This window comes from Williamsoniiplasma luminosum, from assembly GCF_002803985.1.
Lineage (GTDB): Bacteria > Bacillota_I > Bacilli_A > Mycoplasmatales > Mycoplasmataceae > Williamsoniiplasma > Williamsoniiplasma luminosum.
This window is the reverse complement of the sequence record NZ_CP024963.1, coordinates 626,747-652,892: the sequence shown is the minus strand read 5'-3', so window position 1 is coordinate 652,892 and position 26,146 is coordinate 626,747. Positions and strand designations below refer to the sequence as shown.

Annotated in this window: 23 protein-coding genes; 4 read left to right on the top strand and 19 right to left on the bottom strand. The window is 28.4% G+C overall.

Annotated features, from left to right (window positions below; translation table 4 throughout):
- Positions 1-15: 15 nt before the first annotated feature.
- Positions 16-750 (bottom strand): DeoR/GlpR family DNA-binding transcription regulator, encoded by a 735-nt coding sequence (locus ELUMI_RS02910; RefSeq protein WP_025734693.1) that lies wholly within the window; start codon positions 748-750, stop codon positions 16-18.
- 185 nt (positions 751-935) lie between these two features.
- Here ELUMI_RS02910 and ELUMI_RS02905 point away from each other — a divergent pair, with 185 nt between their 5' ends.
- Positions 936-1,697 (top strand): hypothetical protein, encoded by a 762-nt coding sequence (locus ELUMI_RS02905; protein WP_025734694.1) that lies wholly within the window; start codon positions 936-938, stop codon positions 1,695-1,697.
- Positions 1,698-2,044: 347 nt separating this feature from the next.
- Here the strand turns inward: ELUMI_RS02905 and ELUMI_RS02900 are convergent, their stop codons facing one another.
- Both ELUMI_RS02900 and ELUMI_RS02895 read right to left on the bottom strand, forming a co-directional pair.
- Positions 2,045-4,111 (bottom strand): ATP-binding protein, encoded by a 2,067-nt coding sequence (locus ELUMI_RS02900; protein ID WP_025734695.1) that lies wholly within the window; start codon positions 4,109-4,111, stop codon positions 2,045-2,047.
- A gap of 254 nt (positions 4,112-4,365) precedes the next feature.
- Positions 4,366-4,989: a J domain-containing protein gene (locus ELUMI_RS02895; RefSeq protein WP_025734696.1), complete on the bottom strand. Its 624-nt coding sequence runs from the start codon at positions 4,987-4,989 to the stop codon at positions 4,366-4,368.
- A 375-nt stretch (positions 4,990-5,364) separates the two neighbouring features.
- Between ELUMI_RS02895 and ELUMI_RS02890 the strand changes: the two genes are divergently transcribed.
- Positions 5,365-6,012, top strand: coding sequence for a phosphotransferase family protein (locus ELUMI_RS02890; RefSeq protein WP_084040372.1), 648 nt, complete (start codon positions 5,365-5,367; stop codon positions 6,010-6,012).
- 16 nt (positions 6,013-6,028) lie between these two features.
- Here the strand turns inward: ELUMI_RS02890 and ELUMI_RS02885 are convergent, their stop codons facing one another.
- The 6 genes from ELUMI_RS02885 to ELUMI_RS02860 all read right to left on the bottom strand — a co-directional run bounded on the left by ELUMI_RS02885 (position 6,029) and on the right by ELUMI_RS02860 (position 11,176).
- On the bottom strand, positions 6,029-7,738 hold the full coding sequence (locus ELUMI_RS02885) for a DEAD/DEAH box helicase (protein WP_025734698.1): 1,710 nt from the start codon (positions 7,736-7,738) through the stop codon (positions 6,029-6,031).
- Between the two features lie 113 nt (positions 7,739-7,851).
- Complete coding sequence (locus ELUMI_RS02880) at positions 7,852-8,709, bottom strand: HAD family hydrolase (RefSeq protein WP_025734699.1); 858 nt, start codon at positions 8,707-8,709, stop codon at positions 7,852-7,854.
- A complete protein-coding gene (locus ELUMI_RS02875; RefSeq protein ID WP_025734700.1) occupies positions 8,709-9,248 on the bottom strand; it encodes a tRNA (cytidine(34)-2'-O)-methyltransferase in 540 nt (179 codons plus the stop codon). Before ELUMI_RS02875 ends, ELUMI_RS02880 begins: the two co-directional genes overlap by 1 nt.
- Positions 9,235-9,846 carry a non-canonical purine NTP pyrophosphatase gene (locus tag ELUMI_RS02870; protein ID WP_025734701.1) on the bottom strand — a complete coding sequence of 204 codons (612 nt, stop codon included), beginning with the start codon at positions 9,844-9,846 and terminating at the stop codon, positions 9,235-9,237. Before ELUMI_RS02870 ends, ELUMI_RS02875 begins: the two co-directional genes overlap by 14 nt.
- A gap of 105 nt (positions 9,847-9,951) precedes the next feature.
- Positions 9,952-10,674 (bottom strand): hypothetical protein, encoded by a 723-nt coding sequence (locus ELUMI_RS02865; protein WP_025734702.1) that lies wholly within the window; start codon positions 10,672-10,674, stop codon positions 9,952-9,954.
- A gap of 64 nt (positions 10,675-10,738) precedes the next feature.
- Positions 10,739-11,176 carry a hypothetical protein gene (locus ELUMI_RS02860; protein WP_025734703.1) on the bottom strand — a complete coding sequence of 146 codons (438 nt, stop codon included), beginning with the start codon at positions 11,174-11,176 and terminating at the stop codon, positions 10,739-10,741.
- Between the two features lie 468 nt (positions 11,177-11,644).
- Here ELUMI_RS02860 and ELUMI_RS02855 point away from each other — a divergent pair, with 468 nt between their 5' ends.
- The gene (locus ELUMI_RS02855; protein ID WP_025734704.1) at positions 11,645-12,397 is read left to right on the top strand and encodes a phosphotransferase; all 753 of its coding nucleotides are present in this window, start codon (positions 11,645-11,647) and stop codon (positions 12,395-12,397) included.
- Positions 12,398-12,462: 65 nt separating this feature from the next.
- Here the strand turns inward: ELUMI_RS02855 and cdd are convergent, their stop codons facing one another.
- Positions 12,463-12,891 carry a cytidine deaminase gene (gene cdd, locus ELUMI_RS02850; protein WP_051449475.1) on the bottom strand — a complete coding sequence of 143 codons (429 nt, stop codon included), beginning with the start codon at positions 12,889-12,891 and terminating at the stop codon, positions 12,463-12,465.
- A gap of 64 nt (positions 12,892-12,955) precedes the next feature.
- Here cdd and ELUMI_RS02845 point away from each other — a divergent pair, with 64 nt between their 5' ends.
- Positions 12,956-13,948, top strand: coding sequence for a hypothetical protein (locus ELUMI_RS02845; protein WP_025734706.1), 993 nt, complete (start codon positions 12,956-12,958; stop codon positions 13,946-13,948).
- 133 nt (positions 13,949-14,081) lie between these two features.
- On the opposite strand, the gene ELUMI_RS02840 is transcribed toward ELUMI_RS02845, so the two are convergent.
- The 9 genes from ELUMI_RS02840 to ELUMI_RS02800 form a co-directional block, all read right to left on the bottom strand.
- Positions 14,082-14,861, bottom strand: a complete 780-nt coding sequence (locus tag ELUMI_RS02840; protein WP_025734707.1) for an ABC transporter permease subunit — start codon at positions 14,859-14,861, stop codon at positions 14,082-14,084.
- Positions 14,836-15,576 (bottom strand): ABC transporter ATP-binding protein, encoded by a 741-nt coding sequence (locus ELUMI_RS02835; RefSeq protein WP_025734708.1) that lies wholly within the window; start codon positions 15,574-15,576, stop codon positions 14,836-14,838. The genes ELUMI_RS02840 and ELUMI_RS02835 overlap by 26 nt, the downstream gene beginning before the upstream one ends.
- 19 nt (positions 15,577-15,595) lie before the next feature.
- Entirely contained in the window at positions 15,596-15,973 is a 378-nt protein-coding gene (locus tag ELUMI_RS02830) for a hypothetical protein (RefSeq protein WP_157843908.1), read from the bottom strand.
- Positions 15,974-16,210: 237 nt separating this feature from the next.
- On the bottom strand, positions 16,211-17,137 hold the full coding sequence (locus ELUMI_RS02825; protein WP_025734710.1) for an ABC transporter permease: 927 nt from the start codon (positions 17,135-17,137) through the stop codon (positions 16,211-16,213).
- A 1-nt stretch (position 17,138) separates the two neighbouring features.
- On the bottom strand, positions 17,139-19,679 hold the full coding sequence (locus ELUMI_RS02820) for an ABC transporter permease subunit (RefSeq protein WP_025734711.1): 2,541 nt from the start codon (positions 19,677-19,679) through the stop codon (positions 17,139-17,141).
- Positions 19,663-21,228 carry an ABC transporter ATP-binding protein gene (locus tag ELUMI_RS02815; protein ID WP_025734712.1) on the bottom strand — a complete coding sequence of 522 codons (1,566 nt, stop codon included), beginning with the start codon at positions 21,226-21,228 and terminating at the stop codon, positions 19,663-19,665. The genes ELUMI_RS02820 and ELUMI_RS02815 overlap by 17 nt, the downstream gene beginning before the upstream one ends.
- Positions 21,229-21,230: 2 nt before the next feature.
- Complete coding sequence (locus ELUMI_RS02810) at positions 21,231-23,003, bottom strand: hypothetical protein (RefSeq protein WP_025734713.1); 1,773 nt, start codon at positions 23,001-23,003, stop codon at positions 21,231-21,233.
- A gap of 290 nt (positions 23,004-23,293) precedes the next feature.
- On the bottom strand, positions 23,294-24,982 hold the full coding sequence (locus tag ELUMI_RS02805) for a hypothetical protein (RefSeq protein WP_025734714.1): 1,689 nt from the start codon (positions 24,980-24,982) through the stop codon (positions 23,294-23,296).
- Between the two features lie 425 nt (positions 24,983-25,407).
- Entirely contained in the window at positions 25,408-26,142 is a 735-nt protein-coding gene (locus ELUMI_RS02800) for a DxFTY motif-containing membrane protein (RefSeq protein ID WP_025734689.1), read from the bottom strand.
- Between the last annotated feature and the right edge of the window lie 4 nt (positions 26,143-26,146).

Below are 26,146 nucleotides of genomic sequence, written 5' to 3'. Positions count from 1 at the left end.
TTTTGCTTATAAATTTTAAGCAGGAATAAAATTTCCTTTGTATTCAGAGGGTGTATTTTCACTTATTAATGTTGTAGCATTTTTGGTTTCGACTTTAATTTTATTTTTAGAATTAAATTTACTTGAGTCCATTAGAATAAAAGATTTTTCAGAATTTTTTATCACTCGTTCTTTAACCATAGCTTCTTTAATGTTAGTGGTATAGAAATTATTTTCATCAAGACTGTTCATTCCGATAAAAGATTTATTAAAATAAAAATTATCGATAAATTTTAATGATAATTCTCCAGCAGTTGCATGGGTTGATGGAATGATCACCCCACCAACTAAACAAACTTCAAAATCTAATTCTATCAACTCAAGCGCAATAGAATATCCATTAGTGACAATGGTGATATTTTTATTGATTAAATATTTAATCATTTGTTTAGTAGAAGTACCTGTATCAATAAAGATTAAATCTCCATCTTCGATTAATTCAACAGCTTTTTTAGCAATTAGATCTTTTGCACCAAGATTGATTCTGCTTTTTTCTTCATCAAAATGTTCTTGCATTTTTTTAGAATTCGAATTTAAAGATTTAGCTCCGCCATAAACTTTAATAATTTGTCCTTCGTTATGCAATTCATTAACATCAGATATAATCGTTTGAATAGTTGAATTAGTTAATTCGGCTAACACTTTGTTTTGAACAAAGTCTTTTTCCTTAATGATTTTAATGATTTTTTCTCTTCTTTCATCTTTTAACAAAATAAAACCCTCCTATCCATAATATAACACGAGTTTTAAAATAGTTTAAAATTTATTAAAAATATTTAAAATAGTTTAAAACTTAAATGTTATTTTCGTTATCAATATTATAAACCAATGAACACATTCAAAAAAATTATAAATCACAGGAAAAAAGCATTTTATAATAATGATGAGGTGAAAAAATGAAAAAAATTTATTATTTATTGTTGGGTGTGTCGCCTACTTTAATGCCTTTTTCAAAGAATGCAATTGATATGATAGCTATTAACGACGATAAGTTTCAAATAAGTGTTGATGAATGCAATGTAGACGATTGAAATGAAAAGTATATTGTTATTGATTTTTCGATAATGACAACAACTCAAAATTCCGGATTTAGAACATTTGATTTAGAAGTAGAGAAAAGAATTACAATTGATAGAAATGGTAAAAAGGAAATTATTATTAATTGAAAATATTATTCTGATAATAAATGATCAAAAATACACAAAGAAGGTATTAAATGAAATCACAAAGGATTTTGAATAGGAGAAATGATAAATGATTTTTTTAAAGATAATCAAATAATGTTATTTAAAAATTTAGTTCGTGGTGAAAGATTTGGATACGATATCCAACAACCTGATGCAATGATGGCACAATTATTTATGATTGTATTTAAATTGCATTTTTCGACATTGACCGTAAATTATACAAGCCCAGAATGATTTATAGCAATTACTAGTATTGGTGGTTTTAGCACTTCTGCAAAAGATACTCCTAAATATATGAAATTAAGAAAAACTAGAGAAGGTAGGCATGAACTAAATTTAAATTATTTTACTAAAAATAAAGAAGATCAAAGAGAAATTATGGAAAAATGTTTTGATTTTATTTTTTACTCAAATATTTTTTCAAAATATAATATCGAAGATCTATGACATAAAAATTGAATAAAACTTTAAAAATGAATTTACACAAAATTTATAAACTCCCATTTATTTTTGCCAATTTACAGCCTATTAAATTATTATCTAAATCGAGGTTTGTTGTTTCTTCTTAAGAAATTACAACATAATCAAAAGAATTATGTTGTTTAACTAATTTTGCAAATGATGGGTATGAAATATCGTATAAAACTACAAAATTTTACATTTTTGAATTCTAAATTTTTTTTCTCTATGATTATATTTTCTAGCCATAATAAAATCCATTTTCTTTACACATAATCTTAAAAACCGTTTTATTGTGATTTTGATTATGTGTTCTGAAAAAGAATTAACTGTAACTTAAAAAATTACATTAAGTTATTTTAGCTATTATTCATTTTATTTATCATTTTAGAAAATACATTAAACATTTTAGATATACCATCATGAAGATCATCTTTCTTATTAGAATCAAAGTCATTACCATGAATAATGTCATTTATATAGGAAATGTTCTTTTGCATTATTTTAAAATCATATTTCTCAATATTAAAATCTTGAATTATTTCATCCGCAAAATCAATCAATTCATTCGGAAAATCCTTATATTTTGTCTTTATTTCAATTGCTTTAAAACGACGTTTAATTTTTGACCCATCTTTATATTTTTTTAAGTAATCGGCAAAACTCTTATTTTCTTTAGTTTTTATATTGTTTTCGATTTCTGCTATAGTTTTTAAAATTGAAATTATCGATTCGAATTTTTTATCATCTAATTCTAGATCATCTGAATTATTTGTTTTATTAAATATACTAAAAAAATATTTTATTTCATTATTCTTATAAACAACCTCAAAGTTTCAAATAATATAATACACAAGAAAGATTTCGCTAAACATTCTTATTAATGCATAAAATGTATATTCGTATTTTATTAGTATTTTTTTATCAACTTCTTTGTTGGTAGTTATTTTATAAATTTCCGATAATATCTTACGAATGTAATCAACTCTATGATCTATTATATGTCTATCGCCCAAATTATTTCACATGTCCAATGTTGATGATCTAATGTTTTTTGCTATTTCAGCCTTAATTTTTAGCGGCTTTCTATCAATCTCTTTGTTAATTCTAATTATTTTTTTCTCTTCATTAGTTAAATTTTCTTTATAAAATTTTTTCACACAATCATGAATTTTGTTATTTATTTTAGAAAAAATTTCAATTAATTCTTGGTCTATTTTATTTTTATTTTTATCTATTAAATGGGTTCTCACCATATTTGTATCTAAACCCATTTCATTAGTTAAATTAAAACTTATATAAATTAAAGATTTTTTTGTGTTTAAATCAAAATCATCTTTTTCTTTAATGAAATCTTTTGTATTTATAAAATTTTTTACACCATTTATGAAAAGGATTCTATGAGGCTTAGAATTTTTATCTTCATTTGATTTTTCTAAAAACATATTATTAATTCTATCTAAATGAGTTTCATCTATAGAATCATTATCTTCTGTTTCTGGTTTAAGACTTCTTAATCCAAAATTTATATTTGTGTTTATATAATATTGTTTTTCTAAAGGATATTTTATTTGTTCAAAAACTTTATTTGGTTCGTATATTTCATCATTAATTGGTTTAGTGTATTCAATGTCAATACAAACTTTATTATCTTTATGTAAATATTCTGCATTTATTTTTCATATAAAATAATTATTATCATCTATAAATTTAAAATCCGATTTTATATCGGATGGTGTAAAAACATCTTTCTTGTCTACTATTTTTTTATTTTCTTCATCCGAAATAGTTAATTGTTCTTGGATATAACTTGGAATAAAAATAAAATTAACTTTGAAGTTTTTAGATAATGTTAAATAGGCTAATTGTTGTTGGATATTTTCAAAAAGTTCTTTATATATTAAGTTAGGAGAAAAACACTCATTTAATTTATTTTCCAATATTATTATTGTTTTAAAATTTTTAAAATCAATTGGGTTAGCATCAATAATTTCTATCTCTTCTATTTCATTATTTGAATCATTTAAATATTTTCACCACTCTATTTTTTTATGCAAATTATTTATAGAGTGTATTTCTGTTTGATTACAAAATCTTAAACATGAGAAAAAACCATTTCCTTTTGAACCCGTAAAAATTCTTTCTTCTAAAATTCCATCTTTATTTATAATTCTTGGTTCGTTTGTTTTTTTATTACTAACATCAACAATTTTTAAATTTTGAAAATCTTCTTGAGAAAACCCATTACCATTATCAGAAACAATTATTTGATTTAATTTTGCATTAAATAAAATTTCAACATTTGTAGCATCTGCATCATATGCATTTTTTATTAATTCCATTAAGGCTTGTTCATCAGTAATAAAAAATTGATCTCTCTGGTTTTTTATGTAATTTATAGATGCTTTTAAAAAATCTTTACTCATTATTATCTCCTATGATTATTATAGCAATATTAAATTTTAGAATTGGCAATAAATTAGTATCTATTTATTGCCAATTGTAATTTTCTACTTGAACAAAATATAATTTTAATAATTTAAATGTTTTTCATAGATTACAAAATGTTAAAAACAACACATTTTTTTTATCAAGATGGTGCTTTTAACATGTCGAATTCAAAATTCGTTTGAGTATGTTTAATGTTTTATAATTAATTACCCTTAATTAAAGATATATATTATGACAAGTTTCTTATTTGTTTAATCAAATCATAAGCCATATTTATTTTAGTCATTATTTCCTTAGCTTCTTCAGTTTTGTTTCTATCAGGATGATATTTCAAGGCAAGTTTTCGATATTTGGTTTTTAAAGCTTGATCAGAAATATCCTCATGAATCCCAAGTGTTTGATAAGCTTGATTCAGAGAACTTGCTTGTTCAACCATATGATCATCAATGACTTGTTTGAGGTTTTCAATTTCTTCTTTCAAATCATCAATTGCTTGTTGAATCGGTTGTTGTTTTGCTAATGTGCTGCACAATTTTATTATCTCTTCTAATAATTTGATTTGGCCTCGAGATATTCTCATTATTTTCTTTAAAGTTTTCACAAAAGTTTCTTTTGTGATTTTTTCTTGTAACGCTAATTTTTCTGCTTCAGCATTTAAGACAAATTGTAAGTTTAAATTAATTAATGGATCATTGTCATCATTTTTATCAACTTTTTTAATTAACCATGAAAACAAGAAGATTCCAACTTCCAAAGCAGTAATAATAACAAAACATATCATTCAATCAAGACCAGTACTAAACTTGATAATTAAACCGATTCCAAGTGTTAATCACCCTACTCATCATTTCATAATTAATCCATCCTTTTTAATTATTTATCTCTTCTTTTTTGTAATTATATAATGCTTTCATTCATTTCAACTTATTTTATTTCATTCTCAAAAGCACTTACTTTTGAGAATGAAATAATTCGCTTTTTATTAGGAAAATTCCCAATTTTAGTACCTTTTTCTTTATTTAAAGTTGATTTCTGCAAAAAATATATTTTTTAAATTGAGGGATAAAGATAAATATTGGTCAATCCAAGAATAAAATAAGAGTGTGAAAGGATGTGCTTGTGATGAAAAAATTTAAATTACATGGTTTAACGAACAAAGTTAAAGTCAAAAAAAATAAAGTTGTGAAAAAGTCGAGTAAAAAAGTTGATTATTTTATTGATCGTGAAAATGAAAATAATTTTTATCAACAATCCCGGAAATTTATCCTTCACTTTAACCCCCAATAAGATTGAACATAAAGGCAAACGTTGAGTTTCCAAAATGCGTTATTACCCAAATAGTAAAACATTATCGATCAAAAAATTAAAACTTGATCGGATGAAAATTATTCTTAGTTTAATTGATGAGTTACATCAACAAAAATACGATTTAAAAGTTTTTGACCCTCGTGAGTTTTTGGATTTATTTATTAGTAAAGTTGGTTTAATCGAAGAATTAAACCATTGAACTCCCAAAATTGATTTAATTTTGCAAAACTATTATGACGGAACACCACCGGTGTTAAGTCATAACGATTTAGTTCCAGAAAATTTCTTAATTAAAGAACATCAAATCTTTTTGATTGATTTTGAATATGTTAGTTATAATCATTATCTTTATGATTATGCAAGTTTTACCAATGAATTATATCCAATGGTCAAAAAACGTGAATTTATTAAATTGTTAAATTTAAGCCATCAAGAATTAATCAAACTCAATCAATTAATGCAATATCAAACTTATCTTTGAGCTCATTGAGCAAAATATATGTATCAAGCAAGTCGAGAAAGAAAATACTTAAAACTCATGAAAGAAAAAATAGAACAACTTGGTTAGTTGTTCTATTTTTTGCTTATTTATCGTTTCTGAAATTTTTTCCAGGTTTTGACCCACCATCAAATCCATCACGATTTGATGAACGTTTAGGTTTTGAATCACTTCATGAATTACTTCTTGAGCTTGGTTTTTTATCACCTCAAGAATTACTTCTTGAATCAGATCTAGCTCCATCTCTTGAACTTGGTTTTTTGTCCCCTCAAGAATTGCTTCTTGAATCAGATCTTGCTCCATCTCTTGAAGTTGGTTTCTTATCTCCTCAAGAATTACTTCTTGAACTTGGTTTTGAATCACCTCAAGAATTGCTTCTTGAGTCATCTCTTGAATTAGTTCTTGATTCAGATTGAGCTCCATCTCTTGATGCTCCTCGATCAGATCATGAATTGCTTCTTGAACTTGGTTTTTTATCCCCTCAAGAATTGTTTCTTGACCCATCTCTTGAACCACTTCTTGATCCACCACGTGAGTCTGATCGTTGACCATCTCTTGATCCACTTCTTGAACCACCACGACTGTTTCCGCGACCAGAATCTCTTCTGTCAGCATAACTAGTTCTTGGACGGTATTTGTCATGAATTTCAGGACGGTCCATGTCTTTTGATTTTTCCAAACCAATATCGTCAATTAATTCTTCATCAATTTCTAAATTAAATTCTTTAATCACATGGTTTAAATGTCTAACTGCATTAATACTATTAATGAAAGTAATTGTTGATCCAGTTTCGTTGTTTCTTCCAGTTCTTCCAATACGGTGAACAAAATATTCGTCATCCACAGGCATTTCAAAGTTAATCACATAATCAATTCCATCAACGTGAATTCCACGAGCAACAACGTCAGTTGCAATTAAAGCTCTAAAACGACTTGTTTTAAAATCTCTCATCACTCTTGTTCTTTGAGATTGTTTTTTATCTCCATTAATTACTTCGTTTTTAATTCCAGCTTGGTCTAAAACACGAGAAATTTTAGTTGTGTTAGCACGAGTATTGGTAAAGATAATAAATCTTTGCATGTTGTGTTTTTCGATTAATTTAACCATTACATCTTCTTTTTTGTAACCTTTAGTAATTACATAAGTGTTGTTGATGTTGTTGTTTACATCCATTTGGTTTTGAACTTCGATAAACTCGTATTCACCCATATATTTATTTGCGATTGCTAAAACTTTTGGTGAAATTGTTGCTGAATATAATCCAATTTGAACTTTGTTTTCAACACCGTTGAAAACAGCGTCAATATCATTTTTGAATCCTAATTTTAGCATTTCATCAGCTTCATCAAGAATAATTATTTTAACATTATCTAAACGTAATGTTTTACGGTTAATGTGATCATTAATTCTTCCTGGTGTTCCGACCACGATTTGACAATTTTTTAATTTAGCAATTTGGTCACCCATTCTTGCTCCACCAATTAATGGTGCAATTTGCACATTTGCCATCATTGAACTAAATTTTTTGAATTGGTCCAAAATTTGTAAAGCTAGTTCTCTGGTTGGTGCCATCACCACTGCTTGTACTTTTTTATCTGTTACATCTATTTTATGTAAAATCGGTAAAGCGAAAGAAGCTGTTTTTCCAGTTCCTGTGCTTGATTTTCCGAATAAGTTTTTGTTTTCCAAGAAAACGGGAATTCCCTTTTCTTGGATTTCTGTTGGTTTAGTAAATCCATTTTTCTCAAGTGATCTTAAGATTGAATCGTTCAACTCTAATTTTTTAAAAGCCATTGTTTCTCCATCTGCATCTTGTGCATTTATTCATGAAATAAAACAATTTTTTCCCTTTTAAATCATAAACTTTCCTAATTATATCACAATTGCTCAAAAAGCAACTAAAAACTTTAATCTTTTTCAGCAATCATTCGTTCTAACTCTAACCCAACCCCATTTTCATGAACTGGTTCAATAATTTTTCAAGCAACTTGTTTCAATTCATCAACCCCGTTGCCAACACAAATACCTTTTTTTACACCTTGGATCATGGTTAGATCATTATAATTGTCCCCAAAAGCCACAATTTCTTGATAATCAGCATTAACAATTTCAGCTCATTTTTTCAAACCAGAGAATTTATCCACCCCAAATGCGGTAATGTTATACATTTGTGGGTACGATTCGACACTTGTTGTTGCATGAGCGTATTTTTGAAAAATTTCATGCAATAATTTTTCTTCTTGGTCACTATTAGTTTTAATAATAAATTCAACAATTGAAGAATTCTGTTCCTCAACAGCTTGACGTAAATCTGCATAAGTTTCAAATTGTTGAATTTCTCAACGATGCTTCTTCTTGATTGATTTTTGGTATTGAATTCAATATTCAATTCTCATAGCACCAATTTTGGCAAGCATTTGGGTTGGGCTGTAAAGCATAATTTCGACCCCAATTGCTAAACAATCATCAAAAATTTGGAACACTAAATCATTAGGAATAGTTTGGGCAAATAAAACTTTTTGGAGTTTTAAATCCATCACGACCGCCCCATTACAAGCAACAATTGGGAGTTGCACGTTTAAATCATCAACTAATTTAAGATTGGCCATAGCCAATCTTCCAGTAATTAAACCAAAACGATATCCACTTACTTTTTGGTATTTGCGAATGGATTTTTTTGTCGCTTCTGATGGGTAAAAACCGTTATCCACAATTGTTCCATCACAATCGCTTAAACAATATTCATAAGGTGTATCAAAAATCATTATTCCTCTTTTCCAACCCAAGCCCCACTCAATAAGTAGTCTCTGCCTTTTTGGGTTTCTTCTTTGCTTAAATTTAAATAATCTCACTGTCTTAAAACTTCATAACTAGCAATTCCAACAGTGTTGGCAATATTAATGCTTCTGGCTTGTTCAACCATCGGAATGCGGAACGTTGTCTCAATATTGTCAATCAAAACTTGTTTTGGAATCCCGGTTGATTCCTTGCCAAACATTAAATAAACTTCTTGATTAAGATCTTTGAAGTTAAAATCACTAATTGGTTTTTGTCCATATCTTGATAAACAAAATAAGGGTTGTTGTGGATGTTGGTTGATAAAATCATTTCAATCATCATAGCGAACAACATCCACAAATTGATGTTCGTTGGCACTTGGTCGGGCTAAATGACGATCATCATAAATAAAACCAAATGGTTCGATTAAATGTAATCGAGCATCAATCGCGACACAAGTCCGCATAATTGCCCCCACATTTTGAGCAATTTCAGGTTGATATAAAACAATGTTAATTTTTCTCATTTCTTCCTCCTAAATATGTTTTTAATTTTTGACTTGCAATTTGTCTTGATGAATATTCGTTCTTCTTGGCTGGTCCCATTTCTGAATAAGTAACTTCACTTCCATCAGGAATAAAAGTTAAATCATAACCAAAGCCTTGGTGATGATTTTGAACTTGATGACTAATTTTACCTTGAACAATCCCTTCAAAAGTTTCGACTTTATCACAAGTCACATCAACAAGAGCCATCACACTAATCATTTGTGCATTTCAATTACTTTGATCAGTTTCAACGTTAATTTTATCAATTAATTTTTGATTAATTGTTGGTCAATCAGTAATTGGATATGCTCAACGTCGTGAATAAATTCCGGGAAAATTATCTAATGCTTCAACTTCAATGCCGCTATCATCAGCCACAACCATTCCTTGAATATGTTCTGATAATGCTTGGGCTTTTTGGACCGCATTTTCAGCAAAAGTTGTTCCAGTTTCGTCTGGTTCAACATAGTCTGGTAAATCTTTTAAAGTTTTTATTTCAAAATTTGAAAGAAAAACTTTAAATTCATTAACTTTATCTTCGTTGGATGTAGCAATCCAAATTATTGGTTTATTCATACTATTTATTTTAAAACAAAAACAAAAAAAGATACGAAAAACTAGCATTAAGTTTTAATATATCTAATCTTTTTTTGAATTTTAATAAGAAATTTTAAAATATTTTTATTTGTTAATTTCTGGTTTATTTGGTTGGGGATTTATACCAATAGTAAAAGAACCTAGAATGTAAGATGAATCAGATGAAGCTATAACATTTATGTTTCCAACTTCAACCTCATCACCTAAACCAGGGATTATAATTTTCAAATCTTTTTCTAAAGTAATGTCATTTAAATTAGGTAATTTTTTTATAATTTCCCAAATTTTTATTCTAGCTAATCGTTTTGTTTGACCAATGGTGATTGTTTTTAAAGATTTTAAATAATCAATATATTCCGAAGGAGTAAGTATTCTTTTAATTGTATTATCTGGAACACCTCATGCAATATCTTTTGGAGTAATATCAACTTTTCTTCGTAAAGGAAAACTGCATATCAAATATCTACCACCACCTGCAAATATACCCCCATTCTTTATTCAATGAACCTTTAATTTAGTATTTGTTGTTGGTAAAATGTCAATTCAACCCGTTTCAGAAGTTGTTGATAAATCAATTTTGTAATCTATATCTTTTTTTGTAGCTTTATTATACGCAGTTATTGATTTTTCAATAATTTCTTCGATTTGTGTAACAAACATTCCTCCAAATAATTTGGGTGTTTGTTTATCTGACATTTTATAAAGATCTGTTATGTCTTCAGTTTTACACGAAACGACCATTGTCGCAGTACCAATAGTAGTGCTAATGACACCAAAAACACCTAGTAATGTTAATAATTTTTTCATTTCTAAAACCTCCTTTTTAGTTTTATTTTGCTTTAAGTTTTTTATCTCTAATTAATTAATGATGTTACATGTTTCAAATGCCAATATTTTGCATGTCTTTAATCATTAATCCTAATTGATAATCAGAAATTTGAAATTTACCATAATTTTTTAGAAATCAATCATTAAACATCCTTTCACCAAAATTAACTTGATTTTCAAGCATCCAAATTTGAAGTTCAGAAGTTACTGTATCTGTTACACGGTTTCAAAGAATTGCTGTGCCCACTGCTGCTGCAATCACGAGTCCCAATCCAAAGATAAGACCTGCTCATGCACTAAAAGGCTCTTCGGAAAATCGATCTGGAATAAATATAAAACAACCAATTAAAAATATTATTGCTAAAATTATTGTAACTACCAATAAAATAATTGCTCAAAAATTATAGCTATAGTGTTCTAAAAATTGTGTAGGGAATGATTTTATTAGTTTATCGGGGTTTATCTGTTCTAGATTTAACATATTTTTCTCCTTCTTATCTGGCTATAGATTTATGTTTTATACATAGAATTAAATTGGAAAAAATAAATTCTACAATTTGCAAAAATTGGCATTTTGAACTATTTTTTTACTATATTCTTTTGTTATTATATCAATTTATAGAGATTAGAGTATGTTAAATGCAATACTCAGGGAAAAGAATTGGCGTCTTTAACATACTCTAATCTGCTTCTAATTTTTATAATTTAGAATTTTTTATTTATATTTATATATGCTTATTTTCTATTGATATTAAAAATTTTCACAATCCCATCTTTTTATACATTAATATTTCAACATTGTATGTGTACGTTTAAAACACATATCATTAAGCAACAATACTATTCAATTAATTAATTAAACAAGAAATTTTATTAAAACACTTTTTTATGATAAAAATCATTTTTTGATAACCTATCAAATGAACTCATAATATTGTAAAATCATTGTATGAAAAAAATCCTTAATACAACAAATAAAATTAAAATAAAAAACAATGTTTTTATTAAAACTTCGAATAAAAACATTGATTATTTTATGGATCGCGAAAATGAAAAAAAGTTTTATGAACAAGTTCAAAATTTAGACTTTATTCTTGTTCCAAATCAAATCAAACATAAATGAAATAAATGAGTTTTTAAAATGCCTTATTATGAAAATGCTACAACTTTAAAGCTTAAGAGTTTAGACATTCAAAAAATGAAAGAAGTTATCGAATTAATTCATCAATTACAACAACAAAAAGTTGATTTAAAGTTGTTTAATCCTCAAGCTTTTTTAAAATTATTCACTAACAAAGTTGGAGTGATTGAAGAATTAAAAGTTTGAAAAACAGAAATTCACTTAATTATTGAGAACTATTATGACGAAACACCACCGGTGTTAAGTCATAATGATTTAATTGTTGAAAATTTTTTAATTAAGGATCACAAAATGTTTTTAATTGATTTTGAATATGTGAGTTTAAATCATTATCTCTTTGATTATGCAAGTTTCATCAGTGAAGCGTTGCCAAAATCAAAACATCAAGCATTTATTTCGTTGTTAAATTTAACTCCAAAAGAATTAATCAAACTTAACCAATTGATTCAATATCACAACTTTCTGTGAGCTCATTGAGCTAAATATTTATACCAAGTCACTCATAGACCAATTTATTTAGAAATCATGAAACAAAAAATTCGTCAAATCAATGATAAGTAAAACCAGGAAGCAATTATCTTGTAATTGCTTCCTAGTTTTTAATTTTAAATTATCATTAATTTTGGTTATTTCTTTAAATCATTTTTACTAAATGCATAAGGAAGAAAATCTTGAACTTCAAATTCATCTTGATAGCCTTTTTGACTATAAATCCAAACTTTTTGGTTTGGATTTAATAATTCCATCATTACTTGACGACACACACCACATGGTGATCCGAATTCCAGAGCATCAGTATACAAGGCAAATAATTCAACATCATCTTTTGTATAATCGTTGATAAAAAGTTGAGGTAAAGCAACCCTTTCAGCACAAATACTTGGTGAATAAGCCGCATTTTCAACATTCACACCATGAATTTCTTGACCATTTTTCAAGTACAAAATACAACTCACTTTGAAGTGAGAATAAGGTGAATAAGATTTGTTTGCTAATGTTTTTAAATCATTAAAAATTTTGTCTTTATTTAAGGGTTGGTTGCTTTTTAATTTCATATTTATATTATAATAAATTTAATCTTAAATAGAAAGTTTAGTTTCAAGTAAAACGAGGTGAGAGATGTTTTCCTTTAAAAATAAGTTTAATCCTAGTTTCTATAAAGATTGAAAATTTTGATTTGAATCGATTCTTGGTTTCATGATTCTTGGATTTTTAATTATGCAACTTTTATTTGGAATTTGAGGGATTTTAAAAGTTCAAATTCAATTAAATGGTTGAATTGAAGCGCATCCAGAAGCTAGTTTAGAAAAAATTTTAGAGCATCTACAGGACAAAACAATCTTTGAACGTTCAAGTGCTGTTTGAGTAACTGTGGGAATGGGTTATGATTCAAAAGGACCAGTTCCAATGGCATCTGGGGCAATTGGGTCATATATTTTTTACTGATTTAGTTTTTTTACTCACCTTTCAAACATTTTAGTAGCAGTTTGATTATTGTTGCTTGCTTGATGCAAAATCTACCCAAGAAATGAATATCGCTTTTTAAATTATAATTGAAGCTTGGTTGTGCTAACTTTCATTACTTTAACATCAGTTGTTTATATTTCGATTTTAGCTCCTGCTTATTTCTTGGATCCAAAACAACGAGTTGAAAAATTAACTGTTATGAGTGTCTTTTTCGGAATTGCATTACATGTCGTATTCCCTTGATCATTTATTGCTTATCAAGTTTTTATTAACCCAATGAAAGCGCAATATTCACCAAAAGAATATGCCAGAAGAAAACTTTGAGGTGGTCCTTTAATCCTAATTATTTATACTGGATTTATTTTAATTCGTGGTGAAGTTCGTTATCAAGATACAAGTGTTGGTTCAACAAGATTTCCTTATTTCTTCTTCAATATTCATGCTGACAATATTTTAGGTCTACCTGGATGAGCTTGATTTGTGATTGCAGTGATATTAATTTTAACAATTTATTTTTCTGCTTCTAATTTTTATAACTATGTGATTTGAAAAAAAGAGCATAAGAAACCTAAAAATAAAATTCAAGAAATTCAAGAAATTCAAAAAGTTCAAGAAGATAAAGAGGTTGTAATAATCGAAGAATAAAATCTTGCTTTGATCACTTTATTCTATAAGCACTATCTTTCGAGTTTAATTAATTTAAAAAACAATCATTTCGCAATGATTGTTTTTTAAATTTTTGTCTTTTAGAATAATGGATATTTTTTCTTAGTTGTTTTTATAACAATAAATCTTTATTTTTGAACACTTTTATTGAACCAATAAAGAAACCTATATTTGCAGGAATACCAACTAAATAGGCAAAAATCATTGTTCAATCGCCTTGGAGGATAGTGTTTAAATCTGCAAAACCAAAAACCGAAATATAATGAAATTCTTTTAATATTTCATACTCACGGAATATAAATGAAATCATATTCATAAGGATTGAAAAAACCAAAATCCCACCAGTAATTAATAAAATCTGTTTTTTCTTATTAAAAATGACATTACATAAGAAACTAATTGATGCTAATGTTCATGTCCCTAAAAAATAAGTTCAATTTAAATTAATAAATTTACCATAATCAGATCCAGAAAAAAATTTGGATAAAAGGATTGTGCCAAAAAGCATTTGAAAAATAAATAATGCAACAATTGTTAAAAACATTGCGATGTATTTGCTTAGTAAAATTGTATTTCGCGAATTTTTAGACACTAGCAGAATGGCCAAACTAGTATTATCAATTTCTTTGTTTAATAAGCTAGTTGGAAATAAAATTGCTAATAGCCCAAAAACAATGACAGCTAATGGTTGATAAACTGTCGTACTAAACCCCATCAACGTATTACCATAAGGTTTTTCAGGAGTTGCTTTATTTTGTTTAACGATTTCAGCAATCATGCCCATTAAAAATAAAACAGCAATAAAAACGAAAATGGTGATTAAAAATGCTAAATTTTGTTTGATTGAACGAAGAATAATCGTTCAATTAATTTTGGTTTTTGATAGTTTCATTGAACCCCTTTACATTATAAATATCTCAAAAGATTTTTTGAATTGTTAAATTTTCTTTTTTGATATTTGCCATTGTGTTGTTATACATAATTCTGCCATGTTTTAAAATTAAAACTTGATCACATAATTGTTCAACTTCATCCATAATATGTGAACATAAAACAATTGTTTTACCTTGATTGCGCATTTCAACAATTGTTTCAATAAATTTAGCCTGCATGACCGGATCTAAACCAGCTGTTGGTTCATCTAAAATATAAAGATCAAAATCTGCCATTAAACAAGCAATGATTGCGACTTTTTGTTTCATTCCTTTGGACATTTTTTTAATCAAACTTTTCGCATCTAATTCGAAATATTCAATCAATTGATGCATTTTTGTCAAGTCTTTGATTTCTCTTAATTTTGCATAAAATAACAAATAATCTAACCCTGTTCCTTCGTTGGGAATAATCGGTTCTCCTGAAATAAAACCAATTGTTTGATTGATTTGATCATTGTTATTTCACACTTCTAAATCATTAACTCAAACATTACCTTTTTGTTGTTTGATAAAACCAAGAATGATGCGAATTAATGTTGTTTTTCCAGATCCTGATGGACCCATAAAACCAAAAATTTGTCCTTGTTGAATCTTGATATCAATGTCAAAAACACCTTTATCAGATCGGGGATAAATCATGGTTAAATTTTCTAATTTAATTTTTTCTTTCATAATAATTAACCTCCTATTTTTAAGAAAATAACTCAACAATTGTTGGTGGGGGAATGTTGAGTTTTTGGAAATTATTAAAATTATGAGCACGAATGATTTGATAGTTAATTTCACATTTTTGCAAAAATTCGACAATTTCAAGAATGAAAAATAATAAGCAATTCAGAACTAATGTTTTGAATTGTTGGTATCGAATTCAAATTAAAATTTTAAATTTATATTTTCTAAATAATAAGGCGATATTTGCAGATCAAGAAATATAAAAGGTTTGAAGAATAATTAAGGTAGTTAAAAACAAAGAACTAAAGAATAAACATGTAAAAATAATTCATCGAAAATATTTACTTGTTTCTAAAATCAACAAACTAAAGATTCCATCCTTTAGTATTAGTAACACAAATAAGTAATTCATCAAAATTAGGATCACAATTTTACATGCGAAGTTAATCGTTGATTTGATTGATTTAAAGTTGATTTTATTTTCACCAAACATAAATGGAAATAAGAAAGTTAAAAGTAAAATAAACTTAAAAAACTTAGAGACGATAATTTTCATATCTATATTTTAGCAAAATAAAAATCAGCTAGGCTGATTTTTACTATCTTTTGTTTTAAATCAATAGAATTCTTAGATCTATCTTTTGGATTTATTAAACGGAATCCCAACAGCGGCTGGCGCTTTGGAAGATTTCGAGAAAATCACCATCACAATGATTGTTCCAACAAATGGTAGAATTTTAAATAAAGGTGCAATTTTTTGAATAGATTCTACATCTGTAATATTTCCAAGGTTTTGACCAAGTGCAAATAAGAATGAGAATCCAACTGCCCCAATCATCATGTAGTGAATTTTTCATTGTCCAAAGATCATAATGGCAATTCCTAAGAATCCAAATCCTAACATGTTTCCTGTAAATGAACCATTTCCAGCAGCGGTTAGAACAAATAGTCCTCCACCAAGTCCAGCAATCACTCCAGAAATGAAAACTGCAAGATAACGGTATTTTTTCACACTAATTCCAGCTGCATCAATTGCGTTTGGATTTTCTCCAACCATTGCATATCTCATCCCTTGTTTTGTAAATTTAAAGAATAAGAAGACTCCAACTGCTAAAACAATAGCTAAGATCAGCGCCAAGGGGACGATACCACCATCAGCTGCATCTAATTTGATTGGTTTGTAATTTGATGAAATAACCATTGATTGTTCACCAAAGTATCCAGAAGAAGCAAAGAATAAACCAATTCCTAAGGCTAGGATATTAATTGCTACTCCAGAAACAATTTGATTGGATTTTAATGAAACCGAAGGAAATGCATGAAGCATTGCAAAGATTCCAGTGACTAACCCAGCTAGTGGTAAAACTCATAATTGTGAAAGGTTATCAGCACCTTTTTTGTTGACGAAAGTTCCGATAACTGCAACAAATAATGCCCCGATAATCATCATCCCTTCAACAGCAATATTAGTCACCCCTGCTTTTTCAGACATCAATCCTGAAATCGAAGCAAAGGTTAAAACAATAAATAAAGCGATAGCTACTGCAAATAAATTTGTCATATTATTTTGTCTCCTTTAAATTATTGTGTTTTGATTCTAACTTAAGAATCTGCGCTTCGAAATGTGCATAAATCTTGTGTTCTTGATGAATTAATTTTTCTAATTCATCAAGACCATGAGTTGATAAATTATTTAAATCTTTAATTTTTGTTTGAGTTTCTAGATTTAAATTTTCTAAGTTTTCTGCAAGTGTTTGAGATTTTTGTTTTTCCAACTCAATTGCTTGTTTGGCTTTAAAAATTTCAAGATTGACAGTTTGTTGATATTTAATTTTTCGAATTTTGAATGCGATTCTCATGCGATCAACAATTTTTTCTTGAGCATCATATGCTTCAAAAACTTGTGGTGTTAAAATAACATCGATTTTTTTCAAAGTTTGTTTAATTTTTTCTAATAAATTTAAATGTGATTCAAGATCTGTTAGTTCAGTTTTTTCAAATTCACTTTCTAAAGTTAATAAAACTTTTTGTGCAGCAAGAATTTTTTCATCACTTTTTAATAAATCAATCTCGCTCTTTTTATGATTAAATTCTGCTTTTAATTTAATAATTTTAGCATCCAATTCATTTTTGGCTCTTAGTTTTCACTCTTGAACATTTTGTTGAATTTGTCCTAATTCAACTCCGTCATTTTTAACAAATTGAATTTGGTTAGTACGTTTTGTTTTTAATTCTTGTAATTTAGTTTTGGTTTCTAATTTTAAAGTTTTAATTTGACTATTGTTTTTTTCAAGCTGATCTTTTAATGAAGTTTTAATTTCTAAAATTGATTTAGCTTTAACATCTTCAATTAAATCAGGATTGTTTTTAACAACACTTATTTTTCATTTAGCCTCTGATTTAGCACTTACGTTTCTTTCATGAAGGATTAAAATATTTTTTTCTAATTCAGAATTTAAAGCAAGTTTACCATCACGATATTCGAATAATAATTCTAAGCGTCCTCTTTCGGCTTGACCAAATTCTGTAGCTGCTTGAATCTCTTTTTTATAATGTTGTTTAGCAAGTTTAATATTATTTTCTAATCAATGTAATTGTTTATTTTTTCTTGTTTTAACTTCATCTTTGAAGATACCAAATTTTAATTTTGCTGCTTCAATTTTATTGATTGTTTCAGCATTGATTGTTTGTATTACTTCATCATTTCTTCTTTTAATACCTTTTAATCCTTTGATTGTATTTTTTTCTCAAATTCATTTTTTCAATTCTTTAATTGAGGTTTTGATATGTGTTAAAGCTAATGAATCTATTGCTTTAAGATCTAATTTAACAATTTTTTGATCAGCTTTTGTTTCGGCTGCTTTGACTGCTTTTTGATAATCTTTATTAAAAATGATAAGCATTTTCTTTAACAATAATGCCCATTTCTTTTTATAGAGAATGAGTAACATCTTGCGATCATTTTTAGATTTGAGAACAAAAATTCACATTTTAAAGATTTGCACAGGATTAAACATAATAAAGACTGCACTAATGGCTGCTAAATAAATGATGATTCCTGAAACTAAACCAGCAATTTGAGTAGGTATTCCATAAAGTGATGAAATTGGTGCTCCCGCATTTTGAATCACCCCTCATAATGCTCCGACAAAGATCAATCCAACAGGGTTATTAAAAGCAACTAACGAAATCGCAATCACATCAAATCCTAAGGTTGGTAAATTATCATTCCCAAAATAAGTATTTGGGTTCAATGTACACATTGAAATGAAACCAGCAATTCCAGCAATTCCACCAGAAATTGTCATTGCTAAAACAATTTTTTGTTTAACATTAATTCCAGAATATTTGGCAGCTTCAGGTGCACTTCCCACAGCTTTTAATTTAAAACCAAAAGTTGTTTTAGCAAGTACGATAGCCGCGATAATAACTACCCCAAAAGCAATTAATAATGGGGCAATGATTTCATTTCCACCCATTGATAATAACCCATCAGGAATGTGCTCTGATGCTCCGGCTAATGAACTAGAACCAAATTGATCAGGAAAACCATTGGTAAAAATTCATTTGAAGAAATATCAAGAAAATCAGTTTAATAAAATTGTTGTTACAACTTCGTGAATATTAAATAACGCTTTTAACATTCCGGCAATAAACGCCATGAATGCTCCTGAAAATACTGAAACCAAGAACAATAAGAAAATTGTTTGACCATTAATATCAGTTGTTCCTTTAGGAACAATGCTGAATAAAACAATGGTCGACATGCTTGTAGCAGTTAGGATTTGTCCTGGAGCACCAATATTAAACACTCCCGATTTAAATCCAATCGCCATTGCCACACCACCAACGATATAAACAGCAATTCAGTTAAAAGTTTGTGTTAAATATAGCTCATCAAATGCGACTTGAAACATTTTGAAGAAATAATCAAAGGGATTCACATTTAAAATCCCAATTAAGACTCCCGCAACAATGAATCCAACAATAATGGCAAAGATTGATCCTTTTAAATATTTACCCTTACTTTTAAATTCTTTTGAAGTAACAGTATCTTTAAATTTTGATGTTACAAATCATTTTTTATTATTGAATGTATTCATTTTTTGTTACTCCTTTTGTTTGGTCACCACCAGCCATCAATGCTCCAATTTGTTCTTTTTTAGCACCTTGACCTGGTAGTTCACCAATTATTTTTCCTTCGTTGATAACAACGATGCGATCAGCTAATGCCATCACTTCATTCAATTCATAAGAAACTAGTAAAACACCTTTGCCATTACTTTTTTCTTCTAAAATTTGTTGATGAATATATTCGATCGCCCCAACATCTAATCCTCTGGTTGGTTGAACAACAACCAACAAATCATGTTCTTTTCGTAATTCACGACCAACAACAACTTTTTGTTGGTTACCTCCAGATAAACCTCGAGCAATTGCGATTCCATTTCTAGAACCTCTAACATCAAAATCTTTAATAATTGATTGTGAATATCGGGCAATTGCTTTTTTGTCAATGATTCCTTTTTTAGAGAAAGGATAATTGTCAATTTGTTGAGAAATTAAATTGTCTTGAACAGAGAAATCTAAAAGCATTCCGTATTTGTGACGATCTTCAGGAATGTGTGACATTCCCAATTTATATCTTTTGTGAATATTTTCACTAATAAGGTTTAAATCTTTAAAGAGAATCGCTCCCGAATGAGCTTTAACTAATCCAGTGATTGCTTCAACTAATTCCTTTTGACCATTTCCTTCAACCCCAGCAATTGCTACAATTTCTCCAGGTCGAACGACTAAGTTAAAAGTTTCTAAAGCATTAACTTTATTATTTGTTTCTTTAGGTACACTTAAGTTTAGAATTTCTAAAATTGGTGCCTGACTTAAAACTGGGGTGTATTGGTTTTTAACCTCAACTAATTTACGTCCAACCATCGCTTCAGCAATATCACTAACTTCCATGTTTTTAACATCTAAATCAATAATTTTTTTACCACGTCGAATGACTGTTGCTGTGTTGGCAACTCTTTTGATTTCTTCCATTTTATGAGAAATAAAAATAATTGTTTTACCAGCTTTTTGAAGATTTAACATAACTTGTAGTAACCCATCAATTTGTTGTGGGGTTAGAACTGCTGTTGGTTCATCAAAAACTAAAATCTCAGCATCACGATATAAAATTTTTAAAATTTCTACACGTTGTTGCATTCCAACCGAAATATTTTCAATCTTAGCATCCAAATCAACATGTAAATTATATTGATTCATAATTTCAGTTAGTTTGGCTTTGATCTTGTTTTTATCTAAAAGGATGCCAAATTTTGTGCTTTCAACACCAAGTGCAATATTTTCTCAAACAGTTGATACATCAACTAATTTAAAGTGTTGGTGAACCATTCCAATTCCTAGTTTATTAGCTTTAATTGGGTTTGAAACAACAACTTCTTTTCCATTAACTTTAATTGTTCCACTTGTTGGTTGATATAAACCAAAAAGAATTGACATCAATGTTGATTTTCCTGCTCCATTTTCACCAACAAGAGCATGAATTGTTCCTTTTTTGACTTTTAAATCAACATCTTGATTCGCAATAATTGCCCCGTTTAAAAAGGTTTTAGTAATTTTATTTAATTCAATTGCGTATTCACTCATAATTACTTATCTCCTTTTGTTGTTTCTTTAAATGATTGTAATAATCTCACTAAGTAGTTGTTGTAACCATCAATTCCATTTACATCAATTTTTCAATCTTTAGGATCTAATCCTTTAGCTGTTTGAATAATTAATTCAGCTGCTTTTTTGAGTTCTGAGCCTTGAATATAATATTGTGGTTTTTCTCCTAATGATTTATAGAATGCAGGAATTTTTGTAAACAATTCTTTGGCAAAACCTTTATTGTAATCAACAGCATTAATTGCTTTATTTTCTCCAGTTTTTCATTTAACATTTGGATTTCTTGATGAAGAAACAGTTCAAGTTGGTTTTTGAACAGCTAAATAACCATCATCCGTCTCTTTACCATTTACATAGTGTGAGATTTTAGTTTTTGTTTCATCTTCATAAATATACTTTAAAGATTTACTTTTTTTGAATGAGTCAATTGCTGCTTGTGCTAACCCTTTTGTTGAAGAAGTTATAAAACGATCTTGAGCATTTTTATCAGATCCTACACTTTTAATTTGATCAGTATCAATTCCAACAATGAATGGTTTATATGATGCATCAGTTTCTGCAATATCATTTGTTTGTGGTCCGGCCACACCCATTATAATATCAGTACCATTTCCTGTTAAATAAGGTATGATTCCATTTCGATTAGCATCTCCATATCCAAAACTATTTGAAAATCAATTTCCATCAGAATTATTAATTGCCTTAACTTTATCGATAGTTCCTTCTCTAGCGTCGCCTTCTTTAGCATTTCCAGCATTTCCGAATTTTATTTTTTTTGGTTTGAAGTTTTTAACTTTGTCGTCACTATCTTTTAATTCAAATTCTTGTCCAGCAATGGTTTGATTAAATAATTCAATTGCAAGTAAATATCCTCACATTGAGTTATCGACAGAAAATTTAGAAGAAATCCCACCAAATGTTCCCATTGAAATTTCTCCATCTCCATTGGCATCACCATTTAATTTATTACCTTCAGTTCATTTTCCTGTAGTCATATCAATTTCTGGCATGTTAGCTCACAATGCTGTATCTCATGCAGCATTAAATCCACTTAATTCAGAATCGTATTGAACAGAAATAACGTTTTTATTTTGTGTTGGTATTGGTCTACCATTAGCTCCTAATTTAATGTTGCCATCTGCATCTTTTTCATATTTATAATCGACTTGAGCATCTAAAAGCACAAGTGTTTTTTCATCTTTTTCCATTCATTTAATCAGTTTCCCAACAGATCCTAAATGTCCAAAACCAGCTAACAAAATTGCATCAGCTTTTTTATATAACCCCATTTTGTAACCTGCATAAAAATTAGTTAAATCATGTCCAGCAGTTTCAACATAATTACTTGATGCTTTTTCAGAAGCCTCAAAAGTTTCTACTTTACCGTCTTTACCATATTTACCAATAGTATCAATTTGAGGATTTTCTAAACGAAATTCTCTTCCTGCTCAAGATGATGCATAATCAAATTTAAAAGCTTCTGCTTTGCCTTCTGGAGTATCAGTAAATGTCTTTAATTGTGTTCTTGTTTCATCAGTATAAATGTTGGTATGAATTTGAGCACCATAATCAATAACACTTTCTCAAGAACTTTCGTTGAAAGAACGATCACGAATATTTCCTCCATCAGTTACAATCACAACCCTTTGTCCAATTGGACCATCTGCAAATTTAGCAGGAATACAAGAGACAACAGTTGCAGCTGTTAAACCCACTGTTGAAAATGCGCTTAAATGAACTATTAATTTCTTCATATTAATTTGTTCCCTTCCGTATATTTAATAATTTTTTCCACTTTTCCACTTGTAGATAAAATATTTTTATTTCTTAATTCTTTTATCAAAATTAAGTACTTATTTATTATATAAAAAAGTTGAGCTTTTAAAAGCAAAAAAAGTAAGAAATTCCAGAATTTGCAAAAAAAATTGGAAATTTTTTAAAAAGTGCAAAAATGAGTGCTATAATTCAAAAACTAATTTTTAACCATCAAAGTTTTGCAAGCAAGATTGTTTTTGAATTGCTACTTTTTTTGATCTAAATTTGATTAACTAAAAGATGATAATAACCTTTTCAAATAATTGACATATCCATCAACACCATCAACTTCAATTTTTCAAGCAAGTGATGGTTTTCCCTCACTTGCTTGCAAAATTGTTTTAACTGCCGATTGAATCGTTTTTGCATTGAGATAATTTTCAGGTTTAAAACCTGCTTCTTGATAAACTTTGGGAATCGCTGTGAATAAAGTTTTGGCAAAACCGGTGTCATATTTAATCGCATTAATTGCTAAATTTTTACCAATTTTTCATCTGTCTGCTGCATCACGAGATGCAGAAATTGTTCAATCTGGTTCTTGTTTTGCTAAATAACCATCTTGAATTTCTGGGTCATTGACAAAATGTGTAATTTCACTTTTGGATTCATCCTTATAAATATGTTTTAATGATCGACTTTTTTTAAAGGCAGCAAGTGCTGCTTGGGCTAAACCTTTGGTCGAAGAAGTAATAAATCGTGCTTCAGTTTGGGTGTCTTTTCCGATAGTTTTAATTTGATCGGTATCAATTCCAACGATAAATGGTTTATACCTTGCCCCAGTAATTTGCAAAGCAATATCGTTGGTTTGTGGTCCGGCTACCCCCATAATAATATCTGTCCCATTTTCGATTAAATGCGGTAGAATTCCATTGCGATTTGCATCACCATATGCAAAACTATTTGAAAATCAATTGGCATCAGCATTATTCACTGCTCTCACATCATCAATCAGTCCAGAATGAACATTTCCGAATTTAATTTTTTCTGGTTTAAAGTTTTTAACAACCCCATCAACATCAGTTAAAACATATTCTTTTTCAGCAATGATTTGATTAAACAATTCAATTCCAACTAAATATCCTCACATGGAGTTATCCACAGAAGTTTTAGAAGAAAGCCCACCAAATGTCCCCATTGAGATTCTTCCATCTCCAGACGCATCTCCATTTAAACCACCATTTGGATCCCATTTACCTGTTGTCATATCAATTTTGGGCAGGTTTGCTCATAATGCTGCATCTCATGCAGCGTTAAAACCACTTAATTCTGAATCATATTGAACAGAAATCACATTTTGATTTTGGGTTGGGATATCTTTACCATTCGCATCTTGTTTGTATTGATAATCAACTTTAGCATCTAACAAAACAAGGGTCTTTTTATCCTTTGCCATTCATTTAATTAATTTTTGCACAGAAGCTAAATGCGAAAACCCCGCGACTAACATCGCATCTGCTTTTTTATACAACCCCATTTTATAAGCAGCATAAAAATTGGTTGAATCATGACCTGCAGTTTCAACATAATTAGTTGAGGCTTTTTTAGCATCCTTAAATGATTCACCATTTTTAAAATCAATCATTGGATTATCAAGACGAAAGTCTCGTCCAGCTCATGATGAAGCATAATCCAATTGGTAAGCTTCTGCTCTGTCTTCCTTTGTATTTGAAAAAACTTTTTTGGTTGTTCTTGTCTCATCTGTATAAATATTGGTATGAATTTGTGACCCATAATTGATAATACTTTCTCAAGAACTTTCGTTGAAAGATTGATCGCGAATGTTTCCCCCATCACTGACAATTACAATCCTTTGTCCAATCACACCATCTGCAAATCTAGCAGGAAGACAACCAACAACTGTTGCACCTGTTAAACCGATTGTTGAAAGTGCACTTAAATGCACCATTATTTTTTTCATATTGTTTTTATTTCCTCTTTTTATATTTTTCAAAAAAAAAAAAAAATATTTTCACTTTAATTTCTTGATTAGAAATTAAACCTTGTCTAAGTATATAGAAAACTTATTCTTTGGGAAGTGAAAAAACAAAAATTTTAAAATTTGCAAAAATTTCTATTTTTGCAAAATAAAAAATGATTTTATAAGTATATGTGAAAACGTAACAATTTATCTTTAAATGTTAAAAAAACCAACGATTAAATCGTTGGATTGTTATTTTTTTAAAAATTTGAAAATTGTGAAATTTAAGAGTTATAATTTAACCAATCGTAAGAGGAAGTCACACGCATTCAATTGAATGAAGAAATTTTACAGATCCGTCTGTAAAATACCATCGGAAAAAGTACCTTGGTACTTTTTTTTATTCTCAAATTGCTTTTAAAAAATTAAGTTTTAGATTTTTTAGTTCTTTGTTTTTCTTCTCTAAGATTGAGTTTTTGCTTAATCTGTTCTTTTTTAATTTGGTCTTTTAAATCATCAGTGTTAGATGCTGTTGCTAATTTTTGTTCCAAAATATTTTTTTTCTCTTGGTTGATTTTTTCTTCAATTTTGGCTTTTTCATAATTTTGAATAATTTTAGTAGTGGTTTTGGTTCAAGTATTTTTATCACCCAATTTTTGATCATGATAATCATCAATAATAATTTGAATTTTATCTTCTTGTTTATATTCAAAATTTCTGGCAAGTGTTGAAAGTAATAAACCTAAAAAAATCCCAATTAAACCAAACATGATGGCAATAATAAATCTAATTAATAGTTTCACGATTGTATTGTTAAAATCTCAAGCTTGAAGTCATGTTTGGTTGACAATTACAGAACTTAATAAAAGTGTTAAACCTAAAACAAATGTAAAACCATCCACTTTTTGCCATTTTAAAATTCAGGTGATAAAAGTCAAAATTAATCCAACTAAAACATAACCAACACAAATTAAGACCAAATATCCGACTTTAGGATTTGGGAGTTGATGGTATAAATTAATTGCTAATTGTTGAAAATCTGGTGATAAGAAAAAAAGAATAAAAAGAAAAGGAACAATCGCAAAAAGTAATTGAAAAAGTGCACTGATTCAAAAATTAGTTCTTGATAAATTAAATGATCTAATTTGCTTTTGTTCCATAAAA